General features: G+C 71.3%; 21 protein-coding genes. 5 read left to right on the top strand and 16 right to left on the bottom strand.

Annotated elements, in window-relative coordinates; genetic code table 11:
* Positions 1 to 32: 32 nt before the first annotated feature.
* The 12 genes from ACIPTO_RS28665 to ACIPTO_RS28610 all read right to left on the bottom strand — a co-directional run bounded on the left by ACIPTO_RS28665 (position 33) and on the right by ACIPTO_RS28610 (position 12,104).
* Positions 33 to 1,385: a glycosyltransferase 87 family protein gene (locus tag ACIPTO_RS28665; RefSeq protein WP_401196816.1), complete on the bottom strand. Its 1,353-nt coding sequence runs from the start codon at positions 1,383 to 1,385 to the stop codon at positions 33 to 35.
* The gene (mptB, locus tag ACIPTO_RS28660; protein ID WP_401196814.1) at positions 1,382 to 2,776 is read right to left on the bottom strand and encodes a polyprenol phosphomannose-dependent alpha 1,6 mannosyltransferase MptB; all 1,395 of its coding nucleotides are present in this window, start codon (positions 2,774 to 2,776) and stop codon (positions 1,382 to 1,384) included. Before mptB ends, ACIPTO_RS28665 begins: the two co-directional genes overlap by 4 nt.
* Before the next feature lie 158 nt (positions 2,777 to 2,934).
* Positions 2,935 to 3,867, bottom strand: coding sequence for a glutaminase (locus ACIPTO_RS28655; RefSeq protein ID WP_366320169.1), 933 nt, complete (start codon positions 3,865 to 3,867; stop codon positions 2,935 to 2,937).
* A gap of 36 nt (positions 3,868 to 3,903) precedes the next feature.
* Positions 3,904 to 5,313, bottom strand: a complete 1,410-nt coding sequence (gene aspA / locus ACIPTO_RS28650; RefSeq protein ID WP_401196811.1) for an aspartate ammonia-lyase — start codon at positions 5,311 to 5,313, stop codon at positions 3,904 to 3,906.
* 116 nt (positions 5,314 to 5,429) lie between these two features.
* Complete coding sequence (locus ACIPTO_RS28645; protein ID WP_366320637.1) at positions 5,430 to 6,449, bottom strand: asparaginase; 1,020 nt, start codon at positions 6,447 to 6,449, stop codon at positions 5,430 to 5,432.
* 32 nt (positions 6,450 to 6,481) lie between these two features.
* Positions 6,482 to 7,924, bottom strand: a complete 1,443-nt coding sequence (locus ACIPTO_RS28640; protein ID WP_366320173.1) for an amino acid permease — start codon at positions 7,922 to 7,924, stop codon at positions 6,482 to 6,484.
* Positions 7,921 to 8,598, bottom strand: a complete 678-nt coding sequence (locus ACIPTO_RS28635) for a FadR/GntR family transcriptional regulator (protein WP_401197423.1) — start codon at positions 8,596 to 8,598, stop codon at positions 7,921 to 7,923. Before ACIPTO_RS28635 ends, ACIPTO_RS28640 begins: the two co-directional genes overlap by 4 nt.
* A gap of 172 nt (positions 8,599 to 8,770) precedes the next feature.
* On the bottom strand, positions 8,771 to 9,607 hold the full coding sequence (locus ACIPTO_RS28630; protein ID WP_366320175.1) for an undecaprenyl-diphosphate phosphatase: 837 nt from the start codon (positions 9,605 to 9,607) through the stop codon (positions 8,771 to 8,773).
* 88 nt (positions 9,608 to 9,695) lie between these two features.
* Positions 9,696 to 10,070, bottom strand: a complete 375-nt coding sequence (gene crcB, locus ACIPTO_RS28625) for a fluoride efflux transporter CrcB (RefSeq protein ID WP_401196808.1) — start codon at positions 10,068 to 10,070, stop codon at positions 9,696 to 9,698.
* On the bottom strand, positions 10,067 to 10,447 hold the full coding sequence (locus ACIPTO_RS28620) for a DUF190 domain-containing protein (RefSeq protein WP_366320179.1): 381 nt from the start codon (positions 10,445 to 10,447) through the stop codon (positions 10,067 to 10,069). The genes crcB (ACIPTO_RS28625) and ACIPTO_RS28620 overlap by 4 nt, the downstream gene beginning before the upstream one ends.
* Entirely contained in the window at positions 10,444 to 10,905 is a 462-nt protein-coding gene (gene crcB, locus ACIPTO_RS28615; protein ID WP_366320181.1) for a fluoride efflux transporter CrcB, read from the bottom strand. Before crcB (ACIPTO_RS28615) ends, ACIPTO_RS28620 begins: the two co-directional genes overlap by 4 nt.
* 164 nt (positions 10,906 to 11,069) lie before the next feature.
* Entirely contained in the window at positions 11,070 to 12,104 is a 1,035-nt protein-coding gene (locus ACIPTO_RS28610) for an SMP-30/gluconolactonase/LRE family protein (RefSeq protein WP_401196805.1), read from the bottom strand.
* 170 nt (positions 12,105 to 12,274) lie between these two features.
* On the opposite strand from ACIPTO_RS28610, the gene ACIPTO_RS28605 reads away from it, so the two are divergent.
* Positions 12,275 to 13,150 (top strand): ribonuclease BN, encoded by an 876-nt coding sequence (locus ACIPTO_RS28605; protein WP_401196803.1) that lies wholly within the window; start codon positions 12,275 to 12,277, stop codon positions 13,148 to 13,150.
* Positions 13,151 to 13,186: 36 nt separating this feature from the next.
* Here the strand turns inward: ACIPTO_RS28605 and ACIPTO_RS28600 are convergent, their stop codons facing one another.
* Positions 13,187 to 13,468, bottom strand: a complete 282-nt coding sequence (locus tag ACIPTO_RS28600) for an ArsR family transcriptional regulator (RefSeq protein WP_366320187.1) — start codon at positions 13,466 to 13,468, stop codon at positions 13,187 to 13,189.
* 310 nt (positions 13,469 to 13,778) lie between these two features.
* Complete coding sequence (locus tag ACIPTO_RS28595; protein WP_401196800.1) at positions 13,779 to 15,800, bottom strand: beta-galactosidase; 2,022 nt, start codon at positions 15,798 to 15,800, stop codon at positions 13,779 to 13,781.
* A gap of 168 nt (positions 15,801 to 15,968) precedes the next feature.
* Here ACIPTO_RS28595 and ACIPTO_RS28590 point away from each other — a divergent pair, with 168 nt between their 5' ends.
* Positions 15,969 to 17,000 (top strand): LacI family DNA-binding transcriptional regulator, encoded by a 1,032-nt coding sequence (locus ACIPTO_RS28590; RefSeq protein WP_366320191.1) that lies wholly within the window; start codon positions 15,969 to 15,971, stop codon positions 16,998 to 17,000.
* Between the two features lie 211 nt (positions 17,001 to 17,211).
* On the opposite strand, the gene ACIPTO_RS28585 is transcribed toward ACIPTO_RS28590, so the two are convergent.
* Together ACIPTO_RS28585 and ACIPTO_RS28580 are read right to left on the bottom strand one after the other, a co-directional pair.
* Positions 17,212 to 17,484: a hypothetical protein gene (locus ACIPTO_RS28585; protein ID WP_366320193.1), complete on the bottom strand. Its 273-nt coding sequence runs from the start codon at positions 17,482 to 17,484 to the stop codon at positions 17,212 to 17,214.
* Positions 17,485 to 18,048: 564 nt separating this feature from the next.
* On the bottom strand, positions 18,049 to 18,585 hold the full coding sequence (locus ACIPTO_RS28580) for a winged helix-turn-helix transcriptional regulator (protein WP_401196797.1): 537 nt from the start codon (positions 18,583 to 18,585) through the stop codon (positions 18,049 to 18,051).
* A gap of 180 nt (positions 18,586 to 18,765) precedes the next feature.
* Here ACIPTO_RS28580 and ACIPTO_RS28575 point away from each other — a divergent pair, with 180 nt between their 5' ends.
* The 3 genes from ACIPTO_RS28575 to ACIPTO_RS28565 all read left to right on the top strand — a co-directional run bounded on the left by ACIPTO_RS28575 (position 18,766) and on the right by ACIPTO_RS28565 (position 20,414).
* On the top strand, positions 18,766 to 19,071 hold the full coding sequence (locus ACIPTO_RS28575; protein ID WP_366320196.1) for a putative quinol monooxygenase: 306 nt from the start codon (positions 18,766 to 18,768) through the stop codon (positions 19,069 to 19,071).
* Positions 19,072 to 19,136: 65 nt separating this feature from the next.
* Positions 19,137 to 19,904 (top strand): SDR family oxidoreductase, encoded by a 768-nt coding sequence (locus tag ACIPTO_RS28570; protein ID WP_401196794.1) that lies wholly within the window; start codon positions 19,137 to 19,139, stop codon positions 19,902 to 19,904.
* A gap of 159 nt (positions 19,905 to 20,063) precedes the next feature.
* Positions 20,064 to 20,414, top strand: a complete 351-nt coding sequence (locus tag ACIPTO_RS28565; RefSeq protein ID WP_401196792.1) for a VOC family protein — start codon at positions 20,064 to 20,066, stop codon at positions 20,412 to 20,414.
* The last annotated feature ends 250 nt before the right edge of the window (positions 20,415 to 20,664 follow it).

Genomic DNA, 20,664 nt, shown 5'->3' with positions numbered 1-20,664 from the left:
ATGAACCCTCAGGCGGGCGGCGGCCTCACCGTCTACGAGGAGGCGCGCCAGCTGCTCGACTGGGGCTTCGCGGCCGCCGGACGGGTCGATCCGGTGGGGTCGCTCGACGCCTTGCGGTCCACGCCGAGGTCGGGTCCCGCGGCCGTGCCGGTGGCCGCCGCGGTCGCACCGGACGAGGGACCCGGCTGGGCCGACACCGCGGCGATCATGGCCGCGGCCCTGCTCGGCGCGGGCGCGGTGGTGGCCGCGATCCGGTTCAGGATCAGACGGCTCCCGCCGGTCTGACCCGTCGGCAGCCACAGCAGCAGGCCGAGCGTGATCCAGGTGTACGTGTTGCTGCCGAGGAAGCCGTCGATGCCCGAGGCGTCGTCGAACCACAGCCAGACGACGCTCGTGCACATCACCGCGTACAGGGCACCCGCGATCCGCGGGTGCCCGGCGCGGACCAGGACGGCGAAGGACGGCAGCAGCCAGACAAGGTGGTGCACCCAGGTGATCGGGCTGATCAGACAGGCGGTCAGTCCGGTCAGGGCGAACGCGGCCGTCCAGTCGCCCACGACCAGTGCGTGGCGGGCCCGTACCGCCCACACGGCCATGACCAGGACCACGGCCGTCGCCCACACGGGCCGGCCGGTGTCGCCGAGCCGGGCCAGGACTCCTTGCAGGGACTGGTTGGAGACGTAGTCGAGGCGGCCCACCCGGGTCGTGTCCCACAGCGCCCGGGTCCAGTAGAACGTCGACGCCTCCGGGACCACCAGGGCCGCGAGCCCGGTCGCCCCGAGCGCCACAGCCGTCGCCATCGCGGCGGCCTTCCAGCGTCTGGCCAGCAGCAACAGGCCGATGAAGAGCGCCGGGGTGAGCTTGATCGCCGCCGCGAGGCCGATGCCGGCGCCCGCCCAGCGGCCCCTGCCGGTGGACAGGAGCCAGCAGTCGCCGAGGACGAGGGCCAGCAGCAGGAGGTTGACCTGCCCGAAGCTGAAGGTGTCGCGCAACGGCTCGAAGAGCGCCAGCCCGCACGCCACGAGCGCCCACCCGAACCAGCCGTACCGCCGCCACCCGGGGCCGGCCAGGATGCGCAGCACCACGACGAGGCCCACGAGGTTGAGGAGCAGCGCGGCGACGATCGCGGCGCCGAGACCGAGGTAGCCCATCGGGGCCATGCTGACGGCGGCGAACGGCGGATAGGTGAAGCCGTAGGCCGTGCCGGGCACGTGGTAGTCGTAGATCCGGCCGCCGTGGTGGAGCCAGGTGTGGACGGTGCCGTAGTAGACGCGCAGGTCGAACCAGTCGCGCAGCAGCGGGACGGTCGCGGTGAAGACGGTGACGACCACGGCGAGGGCCAGCACCAGAAGGAGTCGGCCGCGGTCGGTGCCGGGTGTTCTCATGCCGTACGTCCCAGGGCCGGGGCCTCGGCTGCCTGGCGGGCCTGCCACAGCACGACGATCGCGAGGACGCCCCCGGAGACGGCCAGCACGAGTTGCCCGATGTCGGCGGGGCCGCCGCTGGGCAGGACGGCGAGCGCGAGGACCCCGGTCACGGCGGCGACCCGATGGCGTACGGAGGTGCTGGGCGCGGCGGCGGCGATGAGGAAGAGGCCCCAGAGGGCGTACCAGGGGCGGATGGCCGGGCCGAAGGCGGCGACGACGGCGAGGCTCAGGCCGAGCGCGTAGACCGGGCTGGGCCGCAGGCGCACCCATATGGCGAGGATGGCCGCGCCGGTGACCGCGAGTCCGAGGGCGTGCCAGGCCGGGACGGCGAAGGGGGCGAGATCGCTGCCGAGGTGTTCCAGCAGGGCGCCGGTGGCGCGGCCGAGGAGGCTGGTGAGGGCCCAGTTGTGGGCTGATACGGGAGTGTCGAGGGCGCCGATCCAGCCGTAGCCCGTGCCCGCGACGGCGGTGGCGGCGACCGTGGTGGCGGCGGACGCGACGACGGTCGTCGCGACGGCCTTGGCCGGTCGGTGGCCCGCGCGGATCTGCAGGACCACGACCGCGGCGAGCCCGAGCGCGGCCGGCGCCTTGACCAGGGCGGCGAGCGTGACGAGTACCGCGCCCAGGATCGGCCAGCGGCCGAGCGCGGCGACCAGGCCGATGCCGAGCAGCCCGAGCATGATCGCGTCGTTGTGGGCGCCGGCGACGAGGTGGAGCAGGACGAGCGGGTTGAGGGCGCCGAGCCAGAGCGCGGCGGCCGGGTCGGCGCCGCTGTGCCGAGCGAGCCGGGGCAGCGCGGCGGCCATCAGGCCCACCCCGAGGAGGGCGACGAGCCGCATCCCGAAGAGCCCGGCGGGGAGTTCGCCGCGGGTCAGCCCGGACAGCGCGGAGGCGAGGGCGAGGAACACCGGGCCGTACGGGGCGCCGGTGTGCTGCCACAGCGGGGCGACCTCGTCGGCGAGGGGCCCGCCGAGCGTGGCGGGGCCGTGCGCGTAGACGTCCATGTGGGCGTCGACCATGGCGCCCTGCGCGAGGTAGCTGTACACGTCCCGGCTGAACAGCGGCGGGGCGAGCAGCAGCGGGGAGGCCCATACGGCGAGGACGAGGAACAGGGAGCGCGGGGTGGGCGGTTCGGCGCTGCGGATCAACTTGCCCAGCAGCAGCCAGGCCGCTATCAGCAGGACGACACCGAAGTAGACCCCGACCAGCCCGAGCGCGGCCTGCGCGGAGGCCGGGGAGAAGAGGTCCGCTGAGGGAAGCGCCCCGGCCGTCTCACCACCCAGCGCGAGGACGGCGGTTCCGGCCAGCCCCAGTACCTGGCAGCGGCGGAGATCGACGGGAAAACCCATGGCCAACACTCGCCCAGCGTGTCAATGCCTGATGGCGGGAAAGCGACGCCCCGCTCTCCGTGCGGAGACCTGCGCATGACCTCCGTGTGCTCCGTCTCCGGCACCGGTGGGCCGGCCGTGTCCCGGCGCCCTCGCCGGGGTTCCCGGGCCGGCGCCGGTCAGAACACGGACACACCCGTCAGGGTCGTGAAGCGGTCCAGGGCGGCGACCCCGGTCACCGAGTTCCCGCGCTCGTCCAGCCCGGGGCCCCACACGGCGAGGGTGCACCGCCCCGGGACGATCGCGATGATCCCGCCGCCCACCCCGCTCTTGCCGGGCAGCCCCACCCGGTAGGCGAACTCGCCCGCCGCGTCGTACGTCCCGCACGTCAGCATGACCGCGTTGACCTGCTTGGCCTGGGTGAGGGTGAGCAGCCGGGAGCCGTCGGCGCGGCTGCCGTGCCGGGCCAGGAAACCGGCCGCCAGGGCCAGGTCGGCGCAGGACGCCTCGATCGAGCACTGCCGGAAGTACTGGTCGAGGAGGACGGGCACGTCGTTGTCGATGTTGCCGTAGGACTTCATGAAGTGGGCGAGGGCCGCGTTCCGGTCACCGTTCGCGGACTCGGAGGCGGCGACGTCCTTGTCGAAGCCGAGGGACGGGTTGCCGCTCTCGGCACGCAGGAAGGCCAGCAGTTCTCCGGCCGCGTCGCCGGTACGGGTCTGGAGGCGGTCGGTGACGACGAGCGCACCCGCGTTGATGAACGGGTTGCGCGGGATGCCGTTCTCGTACTCCAGCTGGACCAGGGAGTTGAAGGGGTTGCCGGAGGGCTCGCGGCCCACGTGCTCCCAGAGTTCGTCGCCCTCGCGGGCCAGGTCGAGGGCGAGGGTGAAGACCTTGGTGATGGACTGCGTGGAGAAGGGCTGCCGCCAGTCCCCCACGCCGTACACCGTGCCGTCCAGTTCCGCGACGGCCATGCCGAAGCGGCGCGGGTCGCAGGCCGCGAGCGCCGGGATGTAGTCGGCGGGCCGGCCGCGGCCGGGGGTCCGCTCGATCTCACCGGCGATGCGTTCCAGGACCGGCTGGAAGGTCATCGATGGGGGCATGATCACCATTGTGCCTCCGGGCCGGTCCTGGTGCGCGTCCGCGGCTCAGACGGCCACGGGACCGTTGCCCGCCAGGACCTCGGGCCGCAGCAGCGCGGCGAGGGTCTCGGCGGGCAACAGGCCCTTCTCCAGGACGAGTTCGGCCACGCCCCGACCGGTGGCGAGGGCTTCCTTGGCGATCTCGGTGGCGGCCGTGTACCCGATGTGCGGGTTCAGCGCGGTCACGAGGCCGATGGAGTTCTCCACGCTCGCCCGCAGCGCCTCCGTGTTGGCGGTGATGCCGTCCACGCAGCGCTCGGCGAGCGTGACGCACGCGGCGCTCAGATGTGTGATCGACTCCGACAGCGAGTGCAGGATGATCGGTTCGAACGCGTTGAGCTGGAGCTGTCCGGCCTCGGCGGCCATGGTGATGGCGACGTCGTTGCCGATCACCTCGAAGGCGACCTGGTTGACGACCTCGGGGATCACCGGGTTGACCTTGCCGGGCATGATGCTCGAACCGGCCTGTACCGGCGGCAGGTTGATCTCCCCGAGCCCCGCGCGCGGTCCCGAGGACAGCAGCCGCAGGTCGTTGCAGCTCTTGGAGAGCTTGACCGCGACCCGCTTGAGCACCCCCGACATCTGTACGAACGCCCCGCAGTCCTGCGTGGCCTCGACCAGGTTGGCCGCGGTCACCAGCGGCAGCCCGGTGATGTCCGACAGATGCCGGCGGGCCGACTCCGCGTATCCGGCGGGCGCGTTGAGCCCGGTCCCGATGGCCGTGGCACCCAGGTTGATCTCATGGATCAACTGCACGGCCTCGTCAAGACGTTGACGATCCTCGTCCATCATGACCGCGTACGCCGAGAACTCCTGGCCGAGCGTCATCGGCACCGCGTCCTGCAACTGTGTACGGCCCATCTTGAGCACGTCGTGGAACTCGACCGCCTTGCGGGCGAAGGAGTCCTGGAGGACTGCCATCGACGTGAGCAGTCCCTGCACCGCGAAGACGGTCGCCACCTTGACCGCGGTCGGATACACGTCGTTGGTGGACTGTCCGAGGTTGACGTCCTCGTTGGGGTGGAGGTACTGGTACTCCCCCTTGGCGTGCCCGAGCAGCTCCAGCGCCCGGTTCGCCACCACCTCGTTGGCGTTCATGTTGGTCGAGGTACCGGCCCCGCCCTGCACCACGTCCACCACGAACTGGTCGTGCAGCTTCCCGCCCCGGATCTCCCGGCAGGCGCCGACGATGGCGGCCGTCTTCTCCGGCGGGAGCAGCCCCAGCTCCTCGTTGGCGAGGGCGGCGGCCTCCTTGACGGCGGCGAGCGCGTTGATCAAGTGCGGATAGATGGAGATCGGCGTCCCGGTGATGGGGAAGTTCTCGGTGGCCCGCAGGGTGTGCACACCCCAGTAGGCGTCAGCGGGCACGTCCCGGTCCCCGAGCAGATCGTGTTCGCGACGGGTGATGGCATCCATAGGGTCCTCTTTCCAACCTCGTTCAGGTCACTCAGGGGTGCGGGGCCGTATCGACACGCGGCTCCGCCGCGTGGGGGCGCCCGGCCCCCACCGGCCCGCGGATCCCCGCCACCGGTCTAGGCACAGGCGGACAACGGCGGCACGGGGTCCAGCGCCCGCACCGGCCGGACACGGCCGACCGGATGCCCGCCCCCGAGCAGCGGCTCCCCCGCGAACTCGCCGAGCAGCCCCTCCTCGACCCCGGCCCGCACCAGCGCGGCCGCGGCCACCGGAACCCGCGCCCGGTTGGCCCCGTCCGAGATCTTCACGGCCACGGCCCGCCCATCGGGCAGGGCGGCGACCTGAACCCCCTCGAACCCGTCCTTGGCCAGCAGTCCCGGCACGGCCCGCATCAGCGCGGCCACGTCCCGCCCGGCTCCGGACGCCATCTCCGCGTGGTCACGCATCGCGTCGGCGACACGCGCCTCCGGCGTATCCGGTGCGGCGGTGGTGATCCGCGCGACGGCGCGGGCGAGCCCGTGCAGCGAGATGGAGAACAGCGGCGCCCCGCACCCGTCGACGGACACCCGGGCGATCCGCTGCCCTGTGAGGTCCTCGACGATCTCCGCGACGGCCTGCTGCAGGGGATGCGCGGGGTCGAGGTAGTCGTCCAGGGACCAGCCGTTGAGCTTGGACACGTAGAGCATCGCCGCATGTTTGCCGGAGCAGTTCTGGGCGAGCCTCGACGGTGCCCGGCCCTCCCGCACCCAGGTGTCCCGCACGGCCGGATCGAAGGGGAGGTCGGGGACGTTGCGCAGGGAGTCCTCGGTGAGGCCGGCGAGTTCGAGGATGCGCCGGGTCCCGGCGAGGTGGCGTTCCTCGCCGGAGTGGCTGGCCGCGGCGAGCGAGAGCAGCTCGCCGTCGAGCGGCAGTCCCGCCCGCACCATGGCGACGGCCTGGACGGGCTTGATCGCCGAGCGCGGGTAGAACGCGGCCTCGATGTCGCCGATCTGGAGCTGCACCTGCCCGTCGGCGCCGAGGACGACGACGGAGCCGTAGTGGATGCCCTCGATCACTCCGTCGCGGATGAGGTGGGCGACGGGTGCGTGGAGGGGTTCACGGATGAGGGGTGGGTCCGCGAGCGAACTGCTGTACATCACTGCCTGTCAGGGTCAGGACGACGTGGGTCTCACGCGTCGGGTGCGGTGGAGGAGGCGCCGGCCACGCGGCGGCGGACGGCGAACCATCCGGCGACCAGGGCGGCGGCGATCAGCGGCAGGCACAGCACGGTGGTGCGTCCGGCGCCGCCGTCGGCGTACATGAGGACCAGGACGGAGACGAGGAAGGCCAGCGTGACGAGTTCGGTCCAGGGGGAACCCGGCAACCGGTAGCCCGGCCGGGTCAGTTCGCCCTTCTCGGTCTTCTTCCAGAAGAGGAAGTGACAGACCATGATCATGCCCCAGGTGGCGAGGATGCCGATCGCGGCGAAGTTCAGGACGATCTCGAACGCGTCGGCGGGCACCACGTAGTTGAGGCCGACGCCGAGGACGCAGATGCCGCTGGTGAGCAGGATGCCGCCGTAGGGGACCTGGCTGCGGCTCATCACCGAGGTGAACTTGGGGGCCGAGCCCGACATGGCCATGGAGCGCAGGATGCGGCCGGTGGAGTAGAGGCCGGAGTTGAGCGAGGACATGGCCGCGGTGAGGACGACGAGGTTCATGACGCCGCCGGCCGCCGGGATGCCGATCTGCGAGAGCACGGTGACGAACGGGCTCTGGTCGGCGGTGTACTTGCTCCAGGGCAGCAGCATCGACAGCAGGACGACCGAGCCGACGTAGAAGAGGCCGACGCGCCACATGATCGAGTTGATCGCCTTCGGCATGATCTTCTCGGGGTTCTCCGTCTCGCCCGCGGCGACGCCGACGAGTTCGACGGAGGCGTAGGCGAAGACGACGCCCTGGATGATCAGGAGCATGGGCAGCATGCCGTTGGGGAAGATGCCGCCGTTGTCGGTGATCAGGGACGGGCCCGGGGTGTGGCCGTCGACGGGGTGCTGGGTGGCCAGCAGGAAGATGCCGATCAGCATGAAGACGACGAGCGCGCTGACCTTGATGATCGCGAACCAGAACTCCAGCTCACCGAACATCCGGACCGAGATCAGGTTGACGGTCAACACGACCGCGAGGGCGATCAATGCGATCAACCATTGGGGGATGTCGGAGAACATGCCCCAGTAGTGGGTGTAGACGGCGACGGCGGTGATGTCGGCGACGCCGGTGGTGGCCCAGTTCAGGAAGTACATCCAGCCCGCTACGTAGGCGCCCTTCTCGCCGAGGAACTCGCGGGCGTACGACACGAAGGCGCCCGACGAGGGCCGGTACAGGACGAGTTCGCCCAGCGCGCGGACGACGAGGAAGGCGAAGAGTCCGCAGACCGCGTACGCGATGAAGAGGGAGGGGCCCGCGTCGGCCAGGCGTCCGCCCGCGCCGAGGAACAGGCCGGTGCCGATCGCGCCGCCGATGGCGATCATGTTGACGTGCCGGGACTTCAGGGACTTGCTGTAGCCGGCGTCTCCGGCGTCGACATGGCCGGATCGTTTCTGCACGTCGTCGTGCAGGGACTGCTCGCTCACGCCTCGGGTCCGCCTTCCGTGGGGGTGTCGGTGCGCGTGGGGCGCACGATGTCGGTGAGGGTCGTCTCGACCCGGTCGAGGTGGTGGGACATGGCTTCGACGGCGTCCGACTCGCTGCCGTCGATCAGCGCCTCGACGATCGCCCGGTGCTCGCGGTTGGACTGCTCGCGCCGGCCGCCGAGTTCGTTGAGGAACGCGGACTGGCGGGCCAGCGCGTCCCGGATCTCCTCGATGACCCGGCGGAACACCGGATTCTGGGCCGCCTCGGCGACGGCGAGGTGGAAGAGGGTGTCCATCGCGACCCACGCGGTGGTGTCCGTCTCCCGTTCCATCCGGTCCAGCAGATGGGCCAGGTGGTCGAGGTTCTCCGGGATACGGCGCAGCGCCGCGTATCCGGCGACCGGGATCTCGACGTGGCGGCGCACTTCCAGCAGGTCGCTGGCCGCGTAGTCGCCGAAGGTGGGGTCCTCCACGGCGTTGGCGACCACGAAGGTGCCCTTGCCGGTCTTGGAGACGGTCAGGCCCATGGTCTGCAGGGCGCGCAGCGCCTCCCGCAGCACCGGGCGGCTGATCTCCAGGGTGCGGCACAGCTCCGCCTCGGACGGCAGCTTGTCGCCGATGGCGTAGTCGCCGCGTTCGATGGCGCCGCGGAGGTGGACGAGGACCGCTTCCATGGCGCTCACGCGCCGCGGCCCGGCTCCACCTGTCTGGCTGTCTGACAGGTTCACGGACGTGATCCTGCGGGTGACGGGACAGTGCTGTCAAGCGATCCGAAAAGAAAAATTCAGCGGGCGTGAAGCCTGAAAATCCCGCTTCACGCCCGCTGTGTCGATCGACCCCGCGCCGTCAGCTGTTGAGCACACCCGCGCCGAGCAGGCCGAACAGCAGGACGCCGATGACGATCCGGTAGATCACGAAGGCGTTGAAGGAGTGCTTGGCGACGAACTTCAGCAGCCAGGCGATGGAGGCGTACGCCACCACGAACGACACGATCGTGCCGACGGCCAGCGGGGCCGCGCCCACGCCCGCGCCCAGGGCGTCCTTCAGCTCGTAGATACCGGCGCCGGTCAGCGCGGGGATGCCGAGGAAGAAGGAGAGCCGGGTCGCGGCGACACGGTCCAGGTCGAGGATGAGACCGGTCGACATGGTGGCGCCGGAGCGGGAGAAACCGGGGAAGAGCAGCGCGAGGATCTGTGAACTGCCCACCAGCATCGCGTCCTTGAAGGTGGTGTCGTCCTCACCGCGCTTGTGCCGGCCCATCTGGTCGGCGCACCACATGACACCGCTGCCGACGATCAGAGAGGCGGCGACCACCCACAGCGAGCCGAGCGGCCCGTCGATGAGCGGCTTCGCGGCGAGACCCACCAGGACGATCGGGATCGTCGCGTAGATCACCCACCAGGCGAACTTGTAGTCGTGGTGGTAGCGCTCCTCGCGGTTGCGCAGGCCGCGGCCCCACGCGGTCACGATCCGCACGATGTCCTTGAAGAAGTACACGAGCACGGCGGCGATGGCACCGACCTGGATGACGGCCGAGAACCCGACGACGGAGTTGTCGTCGACGGGGATCTTCATCAGCCCCTCGACGATCTTCAGATGGCCGGTCGAGGAGACGGGCAGGAACTCGGTCACCCCCTCGACGACTCCGAGAATGGCGGCCTGACCGACGCTGATGACGCTCATGAGATCCAGTTCTTGGGAGTTGGTCGACAGTGCTGTAGACAATAGCGCCGGGGACGGGCGAGGCGGGGCCCGGGATCGGCCCGACCTCTTACGCCCACAGGGCCTGCGCGATCGACACCCCGACGAATGCCGCACCGAGGCCCGCCATCACGCTGCCGACGACGTTGGCGGCAGCGTAGAGGCCCGCCCCCGTCTCGGTCAGCCGCAGTGTCTCGTACGAGAAGGTCGAGTACGTCGTCAGGGCCCCGCACAGGCCTGTCCCGACGAGGAGTTGGAGGTGCGAGCCGGCCGCACCCGCGGACACCGCGCCGGTCAGCACGCCCAGGATCAGACAACCGGTGACGTTCACCGCGAACGTGCCCCAAGGGAAGACGGTGTCGTGCCAGGTCTGCACCGCGCGGTCGGTGAGATACCGGAGCGGGGCACCGACCACGGCACCCGCGACGACCAACACCCAGTTCACAACGACCTCTTACCCTTCGCGTCCGATTCGCCGGGCTCGTCCGTGCGGCCGACGTACCTGATGACCTCGCAGTCGTCGAGGATCACGAGCCCCTCGGTGACGAGTTCGTCGAGCTGGGGCAGGAAGGCCCGTACGCGCTCCTCGGTGTCCACGATCACGATCGCCACCGGCAGGTCCTCGCTGAGCGACAGCAGCCGGGAGGTGTGGATGCGGGAGGATGCGCCGAAGCCCTCGATGCCCCGGAAGACGCTGGCGCCGGCCAGCCCCGCCGTGTGCGCGCGGTGGACGATCTCCGCGTAGACGGGCTTGTGGTGCCAGGTGTCGTTCTCGCCGATGAAGACGGTCACCCGCAGGGCGCTGCCGGTCAGCCTGGTCATCGCTGCCTCCACTTCAGAACGCGGCGGGCCGCCGTCACACCGAGCCACACCGCGGTGAGGGCCGCGAGCAGGGTCGCGGCGAGATAGGCCAGCGCGGTGCGGGGATGGCCCGCGTCGACCAGTTTCTGGATGTCGACGGCGTACGTCGAGAAGGTGGTGAAGCCGCCGAGCACCCCGGTGCCGAAGAACGGTCTGACCAGCCGGTGGGCGGCCCACACATCGGTGATGACCACCATGAACACACCGATCACGGCGCATCCGACGACGTTGATCGCGAAGGTGGTCCAGGGGAAACCGCCGTCCTGCGCGGGCCATCGGAGCGAGGCCGCGTACCGGGCCACGGCCCCGATCGCACCGCCGAGCGCGACCACCGCGACGACGGGTCCCTGTCCCTGCCAGACGGACGGGCGCGGACTCGGTGTCCGGGTGCGCAGGCTCTCGGTCTCGGGGGCTGTCATGGCCGTACGTCTCCTACTCGTCGGGGGCCCTGTGGGCACACGCCTTCACAAGTAGGGACCGTTGGCGGCACCTCTGCCGCGGTTCGGGTACGGCGGGCCCCACCGCCGCGCCGCGAGAGCTGATCGCGGCCGGGCAACAGGGTAACGCCGGGGGCGCGCCGGGGTCACTTCGGGGCGGGCGGCTCGCAGAGCGCGACACCGCGTTCCCGCAGGCTGCCCAGGACCAGGTGACCGGCCGCTTCGCAGACCCCGGTGACCATGCGGAAGGACGACCCGCGCGCGGCGAGACGGTGCACGACCCGGCCCTCGTCGTCGACCGCGAGGGCCCCGATCGTGCCGGTCGGACGGTAGGGCGCGCGGACGGCGATCCGGGCGGCCGTGTGCCGTACGCCGTCCGGTGCGCGGTGGAGGAGGTCGAGCGGAGGGACGCGGGGTCCGGCGAGGGCGACCCAGACCAGCCCGTCGGGGCCCGCGCGCCACAGGTTGTCGGGCATGCCGGGCAGGTCCTCGACGAAGGGTCCGCCACGGCCCGCCTCCGGTCCCGTGAGCCAGTAGCGGGTGAGGCGGCGGGCGCCGGTCTCCGCGATCACCAGGAAGGACTGATCGGCGCTGGGCGCGAGGCCGTTGGCGAACTGGAGCCCCTCCAGCAGGACTTCGGGGGTGTCGCTGCCGGGCGCGAGGCGCAACAGCCGTCCCGTGCCGGTGTGTTCGACGATGTCGCCGAGCCACTGGCCGAGGGGGTAGCGGCGGCTGGACACGGTGAAGTACACGCTGCCGTCGGCCAGTGCGACCACGTTGCTGCAGAACCGCAGGGGCTCCCCCGCCACCGAGTCGGCGAGCACGCGCACGGAGCCGTCCCCGAGGTCGACCCGCAGCAGTCCGCGTTCCGCGTCGCAGACCAACAGGCCGTCGTCCGGGAGGAGTTCGAGGCCGAGCGGCCTGCCGCCGGTGTCGGCGAGGGTCTCCACCCGGACCGCGTCGGGGTCGAGCAGTCCGTCGAGGCGGAGGATGCGGCCGTCCTCGACGCCGGTCAGCACTCGGCCGCGCGCGTCGGCCACCACGTCCTCCGGGCCCCGGCCGCCGATGGCGACGTAGCGGCGGGCGCGCAGCGCGGCGGGACGGCGGGCGAATCGGCCGTCGGGCCGGTGGTCGGGACGGTCGTCACGTCGGCCGTCGGGGCGGTCGTCGGGTCGGTCCATGAAATCCTCCGCGGTTCGGTCGGGCGCGCGTACGCTTGCTGCTCTTCCCGGTCATCGCGGCACCCGGCCACGTTTGCCGAGCGTATTCCCGGTGACCCGATCTCCGCTGCCGGTCGGCGAGAGGGGGCCCTCATGTCACGGTCGGCCACCCGGTGTTCGGGACCTCCACGATGAGACGGGTACGCGCGCTGTGGCAGGGTCTCGGTCTCGCCGAACTCAACCGGCGCGGGCGGGAGTTGGAGCTGCTGCACCGGGCCATGGGGTTCGCGACGCTCGCCCTGGTCACGCTCGCGCCGCTGCTCATCGTGGTGGCCGCGGCCGATCCGCTCGGGCACGCCGGGTTCGCGCTCTGGCTGGTGGACGGCATGGACCTGTCCGGGCGCTCCGCCCGCGCGCTCACCGACGTCTTCACCCCGCCCCGCAAGGTCATCGGCACCACCAGCGCGTGGAGTGTCGCGCTGCTCGCGCTGTTCGGTCTGTCCTTCGCGTCGAGCGTGCAGAACGGCTACGAACACGTGTGGCGCCCGACCGACGCCCCCTGGCACCGCGTCTGGCGACGCCAACTGGTCTGGCTGGTCATGCTGATGGGCTATCTGTACGCGCAGGTGCAGACCCGCAACGTCCTCGCGGGCACGCCCCGCATCCTGCTCAGCATGGCGGCCGGCCTGCTCTTCTTCTGGTGGGGCCCGCACTTCCTGCTCAACCGCCAGGTCCCCTGGCGCTTCCTCCTCCCGGGCGCGTTCGCCACGATGGCGGGCCTGGTCGGCCTGCGCTGGTTCTCCTTCCTGGTGTTCACCCCGCTCCTGGTCACCAACGCGGTCAGCTACGGCCCGGTCGGCACGGTCCTGGTGGTGGAGTCCTGGCTGGTCGGCGTGGGGTTCGTCCTCTACGGCGGCGCGCTGCTGGGCAGGCTGCTGTGCGAGCGGTTCGGGAACCTGGACGCGGTGTTCCGCACGGAACCGGGGGTGCCGGAGACGGCGCGGGACCCGGTGACCGCCGCCGAGCGGGAGGAACCGCCGACGCGCTCCGAGCAGGACACGGTGTGAGACCCCCGTGCGGCCGAGCCCGTCCGGCGGGACGCTCTACCAGCCCTTCTCGAACATCCGGGCCACCTCGGCGATCCGGACCTCGTCGCGCCGGTAGTAGGTGCGCCGCCGGACCCGCCGCGCCCTCAACAGGCCGAGGGAGGTGAGGAGTTCGAGGTGGGTGTCGGCGACCTGGCGGGACACGCCCAGCTTGGCCGCGACCGCCTCGGTGCTCACACCGGCCTCGGGGACGCACCGGTGGGCGGGGAAGTGGGCGGCCGGTTCCCTCAGCCACTCCAGGATGTCCGACCGCCGCTGACCTGCCGGAGTCCTCAGCATCTCGTGCCCCTCCGTCCTGCTCGCCGCTTGCCGCGTCCTTCCACTCTCCCGCAGCACGGCTCGCCGCGTCCCGGACTCGGTGACCCTTGTCCGGGACCGACCGGTCCTGTTCGGGGGGACGGACCGGCTCCGGGGCCTGGAGGGACGGGTGGGACGGGATCGCACCGGAGCGATCGGGCCCCGGCCGCCACACCCGGACATGGCCGAACAGCACCGCCGCAGCCGCACAGAACCGCACGCCCACGAGCCCCCCTGAGGGCGTCCCCCTCCACCCGCGGCTCACGGCTCGCGCGGGCGGAGGGGAGTCGGCTCAGCCGTCGAGCCGCACCACCCGAACGGCCCCGGCGGGCACCGCGAGACTGCCCGCGGCCCGCTCGCCGGTGAGCAACTCATGCCCGTCGGCGCCGAGTTGGACCTTGACGTCCGAGGCGCTGTGGTTGATCGCGAAGAGGTAGTCACCCGTGTCCCCGGCCCGCCGGACCACCTCCACGTCGTAGGGCAGGTCGGCGCGCGGGGTGATCTGGGCGTCCTCGGCCGCCCAGCCGAGGAGGGCGTCCAGGCCGTGGGCGTCGAGGCGGGTCGACACGTACCAGGCGGTGCCGTCGCCGAGGCGGTTGCGGGTGACGGCCGGGTGGTCGGCGGTGAGGCCCTCGGCGTACGACCACACGGTCTCGGCGCCGTCCGGGACGACGAACTCGGTCCAGACGTCGCCGGTGAGTTCGGAGCCGTCGGGCCCGGTGATCCGCACCCGCCGGCCGTCGAGGAGCGGCGAGAACTCCTCGACGGTCAGCCCGAGCACGTCCCGCAGCGGGCCCGGGTAGGCGCCCTCGTGGACGGCGTCGTGCTCGTCGACGATGCCGGAGAAGTAGGACACGACGAGGGTGCCGCCGTTCTCGACGTACCGCTTCAGATTGCGCCCGGCCGCCTCCGTCATCAGATACGACGCCGGTACGACGACAAGGGGATAGGCCGACAAGTCGGCTTCCGGGTGCGCGAAGTCGACGGTCAGGTGCCGGTCGTACAGAGCCTCGTAGAACGCGTCGGCACGCTCACGCGCGTCGTGGTCCTGGCTCGGGCGCCACTCCAGTCTCTGCGCCCACCACGCATGCCAGTCCCATACGACGGCCACGTCGGCCTGCGTACGCGTGCCGCGTATCTCGCTCAACTCCGCGACGGAGGAGCCGAGTTCGACGACCTCACGCCAGACACGGGTCGCGGTGCCGCCGTGCGGGAGCATCGCGGAGTGGAACTTCTCGGCGCCGCGCCGGGACTGGCGCCACTGGAAGAACATCGCGCCGTCCGAGCCCCGCGCCACGTGGGAGAGGGCGTTGCGGGCCATCTGGCCGGGGGCCTTGGCGGGGTTGCGGGGCTGCCAGTTGACGCCGGAGGTGGAGTGTTCCAGCAGCAGCCAGGGGGCGCCGCCCGCGACGGATCGGGTGAGGTCGGCGGCCATCGCGAGGTTGACGTGGGTGCGGCGGCCGTCGGTGATCAGGTAGTGGTCGTTGGTGACGAGGTCGACCTCGCGGCCCCAGGCCCAGTAGTCCACGGACTCGCACTGGCTGAGCGCGGTCATGAAGTTGGTGGTGACCGGGACGCCGGGCGAGAGGCGGTGCAGGATGTCCCGTTCCGCTACGAAGTTCTCGCGCATCGTGGCGTCGGCGAACCGCGTGTAGTCCAGCGCCTGGGCCGGGTTGACGACGGTCGGGGTGAGCCGCGGCGGGTTGATCTGGCCGAGATCGCCGTAGCGCTGGCCCCAGAAGGCGGTGCCCCAGGCCTCGTTGACGCCGTCGACCGTCCGGTAGGCAGCCGTCAGCCAGCGGCGGAAGTGGGCGGCGCAGGAGTCGCAGTAGCAGGCGGAGACAGGGACGCCGTACTCGTTGAAGACGTGCCACAGCGCGAGGGCGGGGTGGTCGCCGTAGCGTTCGGCGAGCCGTGTGGTGATGTTCGCGGCGGCGGCGCGGTAGTCGGCGTTGCTGTGGCAGATCGCGCCGCGTGAGCCGAACTCGTAGCGGGTGCCGTCGGCGGTGACGGGCAGCGCCTCGGGGTGGGCGCGGTAGAACCAGGCGGGCGGGGAGACGGTGGGCGTGCCGAGGTCGACGCGGATGCCGTTCTCGTGCAGCAGGCCGATGATCCGGTCCAGCCAGCCGAAGTCATACACACCCTGCTCGGGTTCCAGCAGCGCCCAGGAGAAGATCCCGACGCTCACCATGGTGACGCCGGCCTCCCGCATCAGCCGGACGTCCTCCTCCCAGACGTCCTCCGGCCACTGCTCGGGGTTGTAGTCCCCACCGAAGGCGAGCCCGGTGAGGCCCTTGGGGGTGGTCTCCGGCATGGCTTTCTCCCGTAGTCGGTCATTTGGGAACGTGCACACAGCACGGCCCAGAGCGCTGCCCCAACATAACCGCACGCTCGTGACCGCTGACAAGTGCGCCTGCGGTTTCACAACTGTGAACGCTCCCAGCCCGGTGCTACTGACTGCGGGCCCAAGAGCCGTAGAGTCTTGACCATGAGCAATACGGGGGGTCGGCGCAGGCCGCCGACGATCCATGACGTGGCGCGCGAGGCCGGCGTATCGCGGGGCACGGTGTCGCGTGTCCTCAACGGCGGGCACTACGTGAGCCCGGCCGCGCAGGACGCCGTCAACGCGGCCATCCGCAAGACGGGATACGTGGTGAACCGGCACGCCCGTTCACTGATCACCGGGCGGTCGGACTCGGTCGGCTTCCTGCTGACGGAACCGCAGGAGAAGTTCTTCGAGGACCCGAACTTCAACGTCCTGCTGCGCGGCTGCACCCAGGCGCTGGCCGCGCACGACATCCCGCTGCTGCTGATGCTGGCCGGCACCGAGGACGAGCGGCGGCGCATCACCCGGTACATCACCTCCGGGCACGTCGACGGCGTCCTGCTGGTCTCCAGCCACTCCGGGAACCCGGTGGCGGAGGAACTGAGCGAGGCGGGCGTACCGCTGGTGGCGTGCGGCAAACCGATCGGGCTCGGCTCCAAGGTGAGTTACGTCGCCGCCGACGACCGTGACGGCGCACGGGACATGACCCGCCACCTGGTCTCCCTCGGCCGCCGCCGCATCGGCACGGTCACCGGTCCGCTGGACACGCCGGGCGGTGTCGAACGCCTCGCCGGATACCGGGAGGTGCTCGCCGAGTCGGGCATCGACGTGGACGACGACCTCGTCGTCGCAGGCGACTACAGCCGCCTCAGCGGCGAGCGGGGCGCCGAGCGACTGCTCGCCCAAGTCCCGGACCTGGACGCGGTGTTCGTCGCCTCAGACCTGATGGCCCGGGGCGTCCTCACCACCCTGGAACGGGCCGGGCGCCGGGTACCGGAGGACGTGGCGGTCGGCGGCTTCGACGACTCCCCCGCCGCGCTGGCGTCCAGCCCCGAACTCACCACGATGCGGCAGCCGTTCGACCGCATCAGCGCGGAGATGGTGCGGGTGCTGCTGGCGCAGATCGGCGGGGAGGACACGGCGGCGGTGATCCTGCCGACGGAGTTGGTGAAGCGGGAGTCGACCTGAGGGGTGGGGTGTCGTGAGGGCGCTCGGAGCAACAGGCCGCTGCCTGTAGGGCGTTGAGCCGGCGGCTCGGTGTGTGCGGGGAGCCGGGGTAACGGCTTGGCCCGTGCGGCAAACCGAGAAGCCCGGCTAGCGAGAAGCCCGGGTACAGAGAAGCCGGGACACCGAGGCACGGGCTCTTGCGCGGGTCGGCGCGTCCGTCGCCACCGGTGTTTCAGTCGCCCGGCTCGGGGGTCCACCGCTCGGGCGGCACACCGCGCCAGTCGATCCACGGCTGCCCCGCCAGCTCCGCCGGGTCGATGTCCAGTCCGGCCCGGCGGAGGAATTCCGCCACGTCGGTGGCGCTGTGCGCCAGGCCGAGGATCTCACCGTCCACCCGTACGCGCCGGCCGCCCTTGGGCAACGGCGGATGGATGATCACGCGAATCGGCACGGGTACGCCTTCGGGGTCGTCCGGGGGCTGCGGCTCCGCGTTCCAGTGGGTCATCGGCCGAGCCGCTCTACCGCGTCTCCGGGCGACCGCCCCAGGTCACGCGGCCCGCACCACGCGGCGGAACGGGGTGGCCGTCGACGCCAACGGACCTGGAAAACCAGCCGAGTTGACGTCCGGACCGCGCTCCGTTCCCTCTCTCGGCACAGGGCGGTGCGATCAGGTCGTCGGGTGAGTCGCGGACAGGGGGCAGTCCCCTCCTGATGGGCCTGGGCGAGGCGGTCGAGAAACGATGGCATGGCCAAATTCAAGCACGTGTTCGATTTACGGCGCCACCGGACGCCCTGAGGCCCGGCCTCCTCGACGGTCCACACAGGGGTGAGATCCGGCGCCCCGCCCCGGACCGGAGCGGGTTCGTCCCAGTGAGCGCGGGGTCTCGCGACGGGCGTGCCGGGCGGTAGCGGCGGCCCCGATCACCCATTGCGCCCCGACCGGAACCGGAGTCGGCCGGCATGCGGACCGGCATGCGGACCGGCATGCGGGGAGAACGGCCTCCGCCGAGGACCCGACACGGCCGGGCAGGGGCCCAGCAGGGCCCGGCGAGCGGTCCGCCCCGCCTCCTCAGCCCGCCGCGCGGCCCGTCACGATCGGTTCGAGCAGCCGTCGCGATGTGTTGATCGCGCCGGAGACGGGATCACTCACGGGCCCGGCCGACCGGTAGCCGGGTCCGGGTTCGCTCCGGACCTCCTGGACCGGGACGACCTCACCGCATTCCCCGCACCGGCCCTCCCCGTCGAGGACTCCCCCGTCCAGGTCATGGCGCAGCAGCCGCTTGACCCCGGCCGGGGAGTAGAAGGTCTCCCCCCAGTTCATCAGCGCGCGCACGACCGGCCACAGGGCGAGGCCCTTGTCCGTCAGGCGGTACTCGACGACACCGGCCCCGTCGTCCTCGCGGGTCAGCACGCCTTCATGGGTGAGCGACTTCAGCCGGCTGGTGAGGACGGCCCGCGGGATACCGAGCTGGGTGGCGAAGTCGCCGAACCTGCGGACGCCGTAGAACGCGTCGCGGATGATCATGAGCGTCCAGCGCTCTCCTACGACCTCCAGCGCGCGCGCGAGCGGGCAGTTCGCGTCGGCGTAGGTATTGGGGAGCGTCATAACCCCGATCCTACCAGCAGCGGTTCACTCACTGAACTGGCTAGTGCTACGGTGGCCCGAGTGGCAGTTCAGTCACTGAACCGCCTCGTGTCCGCCTCGCGGAAACGATCGCCCTCTCGCGGAACCGGCCGCTTCCCCCTCGGCGGAGCCGACCGCTTCCCCACTCGAAGGAGAACCCCCGTGTACCAGTTCCTCGTGTCCTTCACCGTCCAGCCCGAGCACCGCGACGACTTCGTCCGGGCGGCTCACCGCACCGCCCGCGACTCCCTCGCGAACGAGCCCGGCTCGCAGCGGTTCGAGGTCATCGCCGACGAGGAGAACCCGGACGTCTTCTACCTCAACGAGGTCTACGCCGACATCGACGCGTTCACCGCGCACGCCGCCGGCCCGCACTTCGCCGCGTTCTTCGCCGAAGCCGGCACCTACGCCGAAGGCCCGACCTGGCTCATGCGGGGCAACCTCGTCGGCGACAAAGCCGCCGCCTGACCCGCACCCGACCGCCCACGGACACCAGCGCACCCGCACACCCGCACGAAAGACGAGGTCCACCCATGTCGTCCGTCCTCATCACCGGCGCCTCCAAAGGCATCGGCCGAGCCATCGCCGTCACGCTCGCGGAACGGGGCCACCGCGTGATCGCCACCGCGCGCCGGCCGGAAACACTGGCCGACCTCCCCGTCGACCAGCGGCTGCGCCTCGACGTCACCGACCAGGAGAACGTCGACCAGGCCGTCCAGGACGCCGGGCACATCGACGTCCTCGTCAGCAACGCCGGCGACACCGTGCGCGCACCCCTGGAAAGCGTCCCGCTCGCGGAGGTCGAGCGGCTCTTCCGGCTCAACACCCTGGGCGCCCTGCGCGTGGCACAGGCCGTACTGCCCGCCATGCGCGAACGCGGAGCGGGCCGCCTCCTCTTCGTCTCCAGCATCCAGGGACGCCTGGTGCTGCCCATGATCGGCCCCTACGCGGCCAGCAAATGGGCGCTGGAGGCGCTCGCCGAGACCCTCGCCATCGAGGCGGGCCACTTCGGCGTCAAGGTGAGCATCGTGCAGCCGGGCGCGGTCTCCTCGGGCGGCGGCGAGCGTGCCAAGGTCTTCCTCAAGGAGGACGATCCCTACGGCCCGCTGTACGCGGCGCTGCCCGCGCTCCGCGGCGAGACCGTCACCCCGGAGGACGTGGCCGCGTCGGTGGCCGACGTGATCGAACACCCCGAGCCCCCGTTGCGCGTACCGGTCGGCGAACCGGCCGAGCGGGTCCTGAAGGCGCGCAAGGAAGCGCCCGAGGACGAGCCGTTCCTGGCGACCGGGATCGATTGGTGAGCACCGGGCACCGGGCAGGGGATCGCCGGGCATCCGATCGCCGGATCACCCCTCGCACGGCCCACTCGATCAGGATCGAAGAAGCCGCCGTCCCCTCCCCGTCCTAGCCTGAACTCACCGGCGAAATCCGTCGGACCACGCTTCACGGAGGAGCTCGCCATGACCGACGGACTGAACACGATCATCTACCCCGTCAAGGACCTCGCCGCCGCGAAGGCCCTGTTCGGCGCGCTGCTGGGGGTCGAGCCGTACGCCGACGAGTCGTACTACGTCGGCTACAAGGCCGCCGGACAGGACGTCGGCCTGGACCCGAACGGGCACTCCCGGGGCATGACGGGACCGGTGCCGTACTGGACCGTGGACGACATCAGGACCCGGCTCGCGGCCATGGTGGAGGCGGGCGCCGAGCTGGTCCAGGACGTCCAGGACGTCGGCGGCGGCAAGCTGATCGCCTTCGTGAAGGACGCGGACGGGAACTTCGTCGGCCTCACCCAGAATCCGGCCGCGTGACCCGGAGTCCCGGCGCCTGAGCCGCGATCCCGCCTCCTCGCACGGGGCCGTCGCCGGGCCGGCCGCTACTTGCACGCGCACTAGTTGCGCACTCAATAACTGGCCGAATCGGTGTACCGTTCGTGTATGGCAGTGAAGTCGGCCGGCGCCCGGCAACTAGAGCCCGTCTTCAAACGGAGCTTGCCCAGAGCAGGAATGACGCGAGTGTGACCGCCGCTTCGTAGGAGGTGGCGGTCTTTTCGTATCGGGT

Source organism: Streptomyces sp. NPDC090083 (genome assembly GCF_044747445.1).
In the GTDB taxonomy this organism is placed as follows: Bacteria; Actinomycetota; Actinomycetes; order Streptomycetales; family Streptomycetaceae; genus Streptomyces.
Note: the sequence above shows the minus strand (reverse complement) of the source record. Positions and strands in the feature narration are given on the sequence as shown.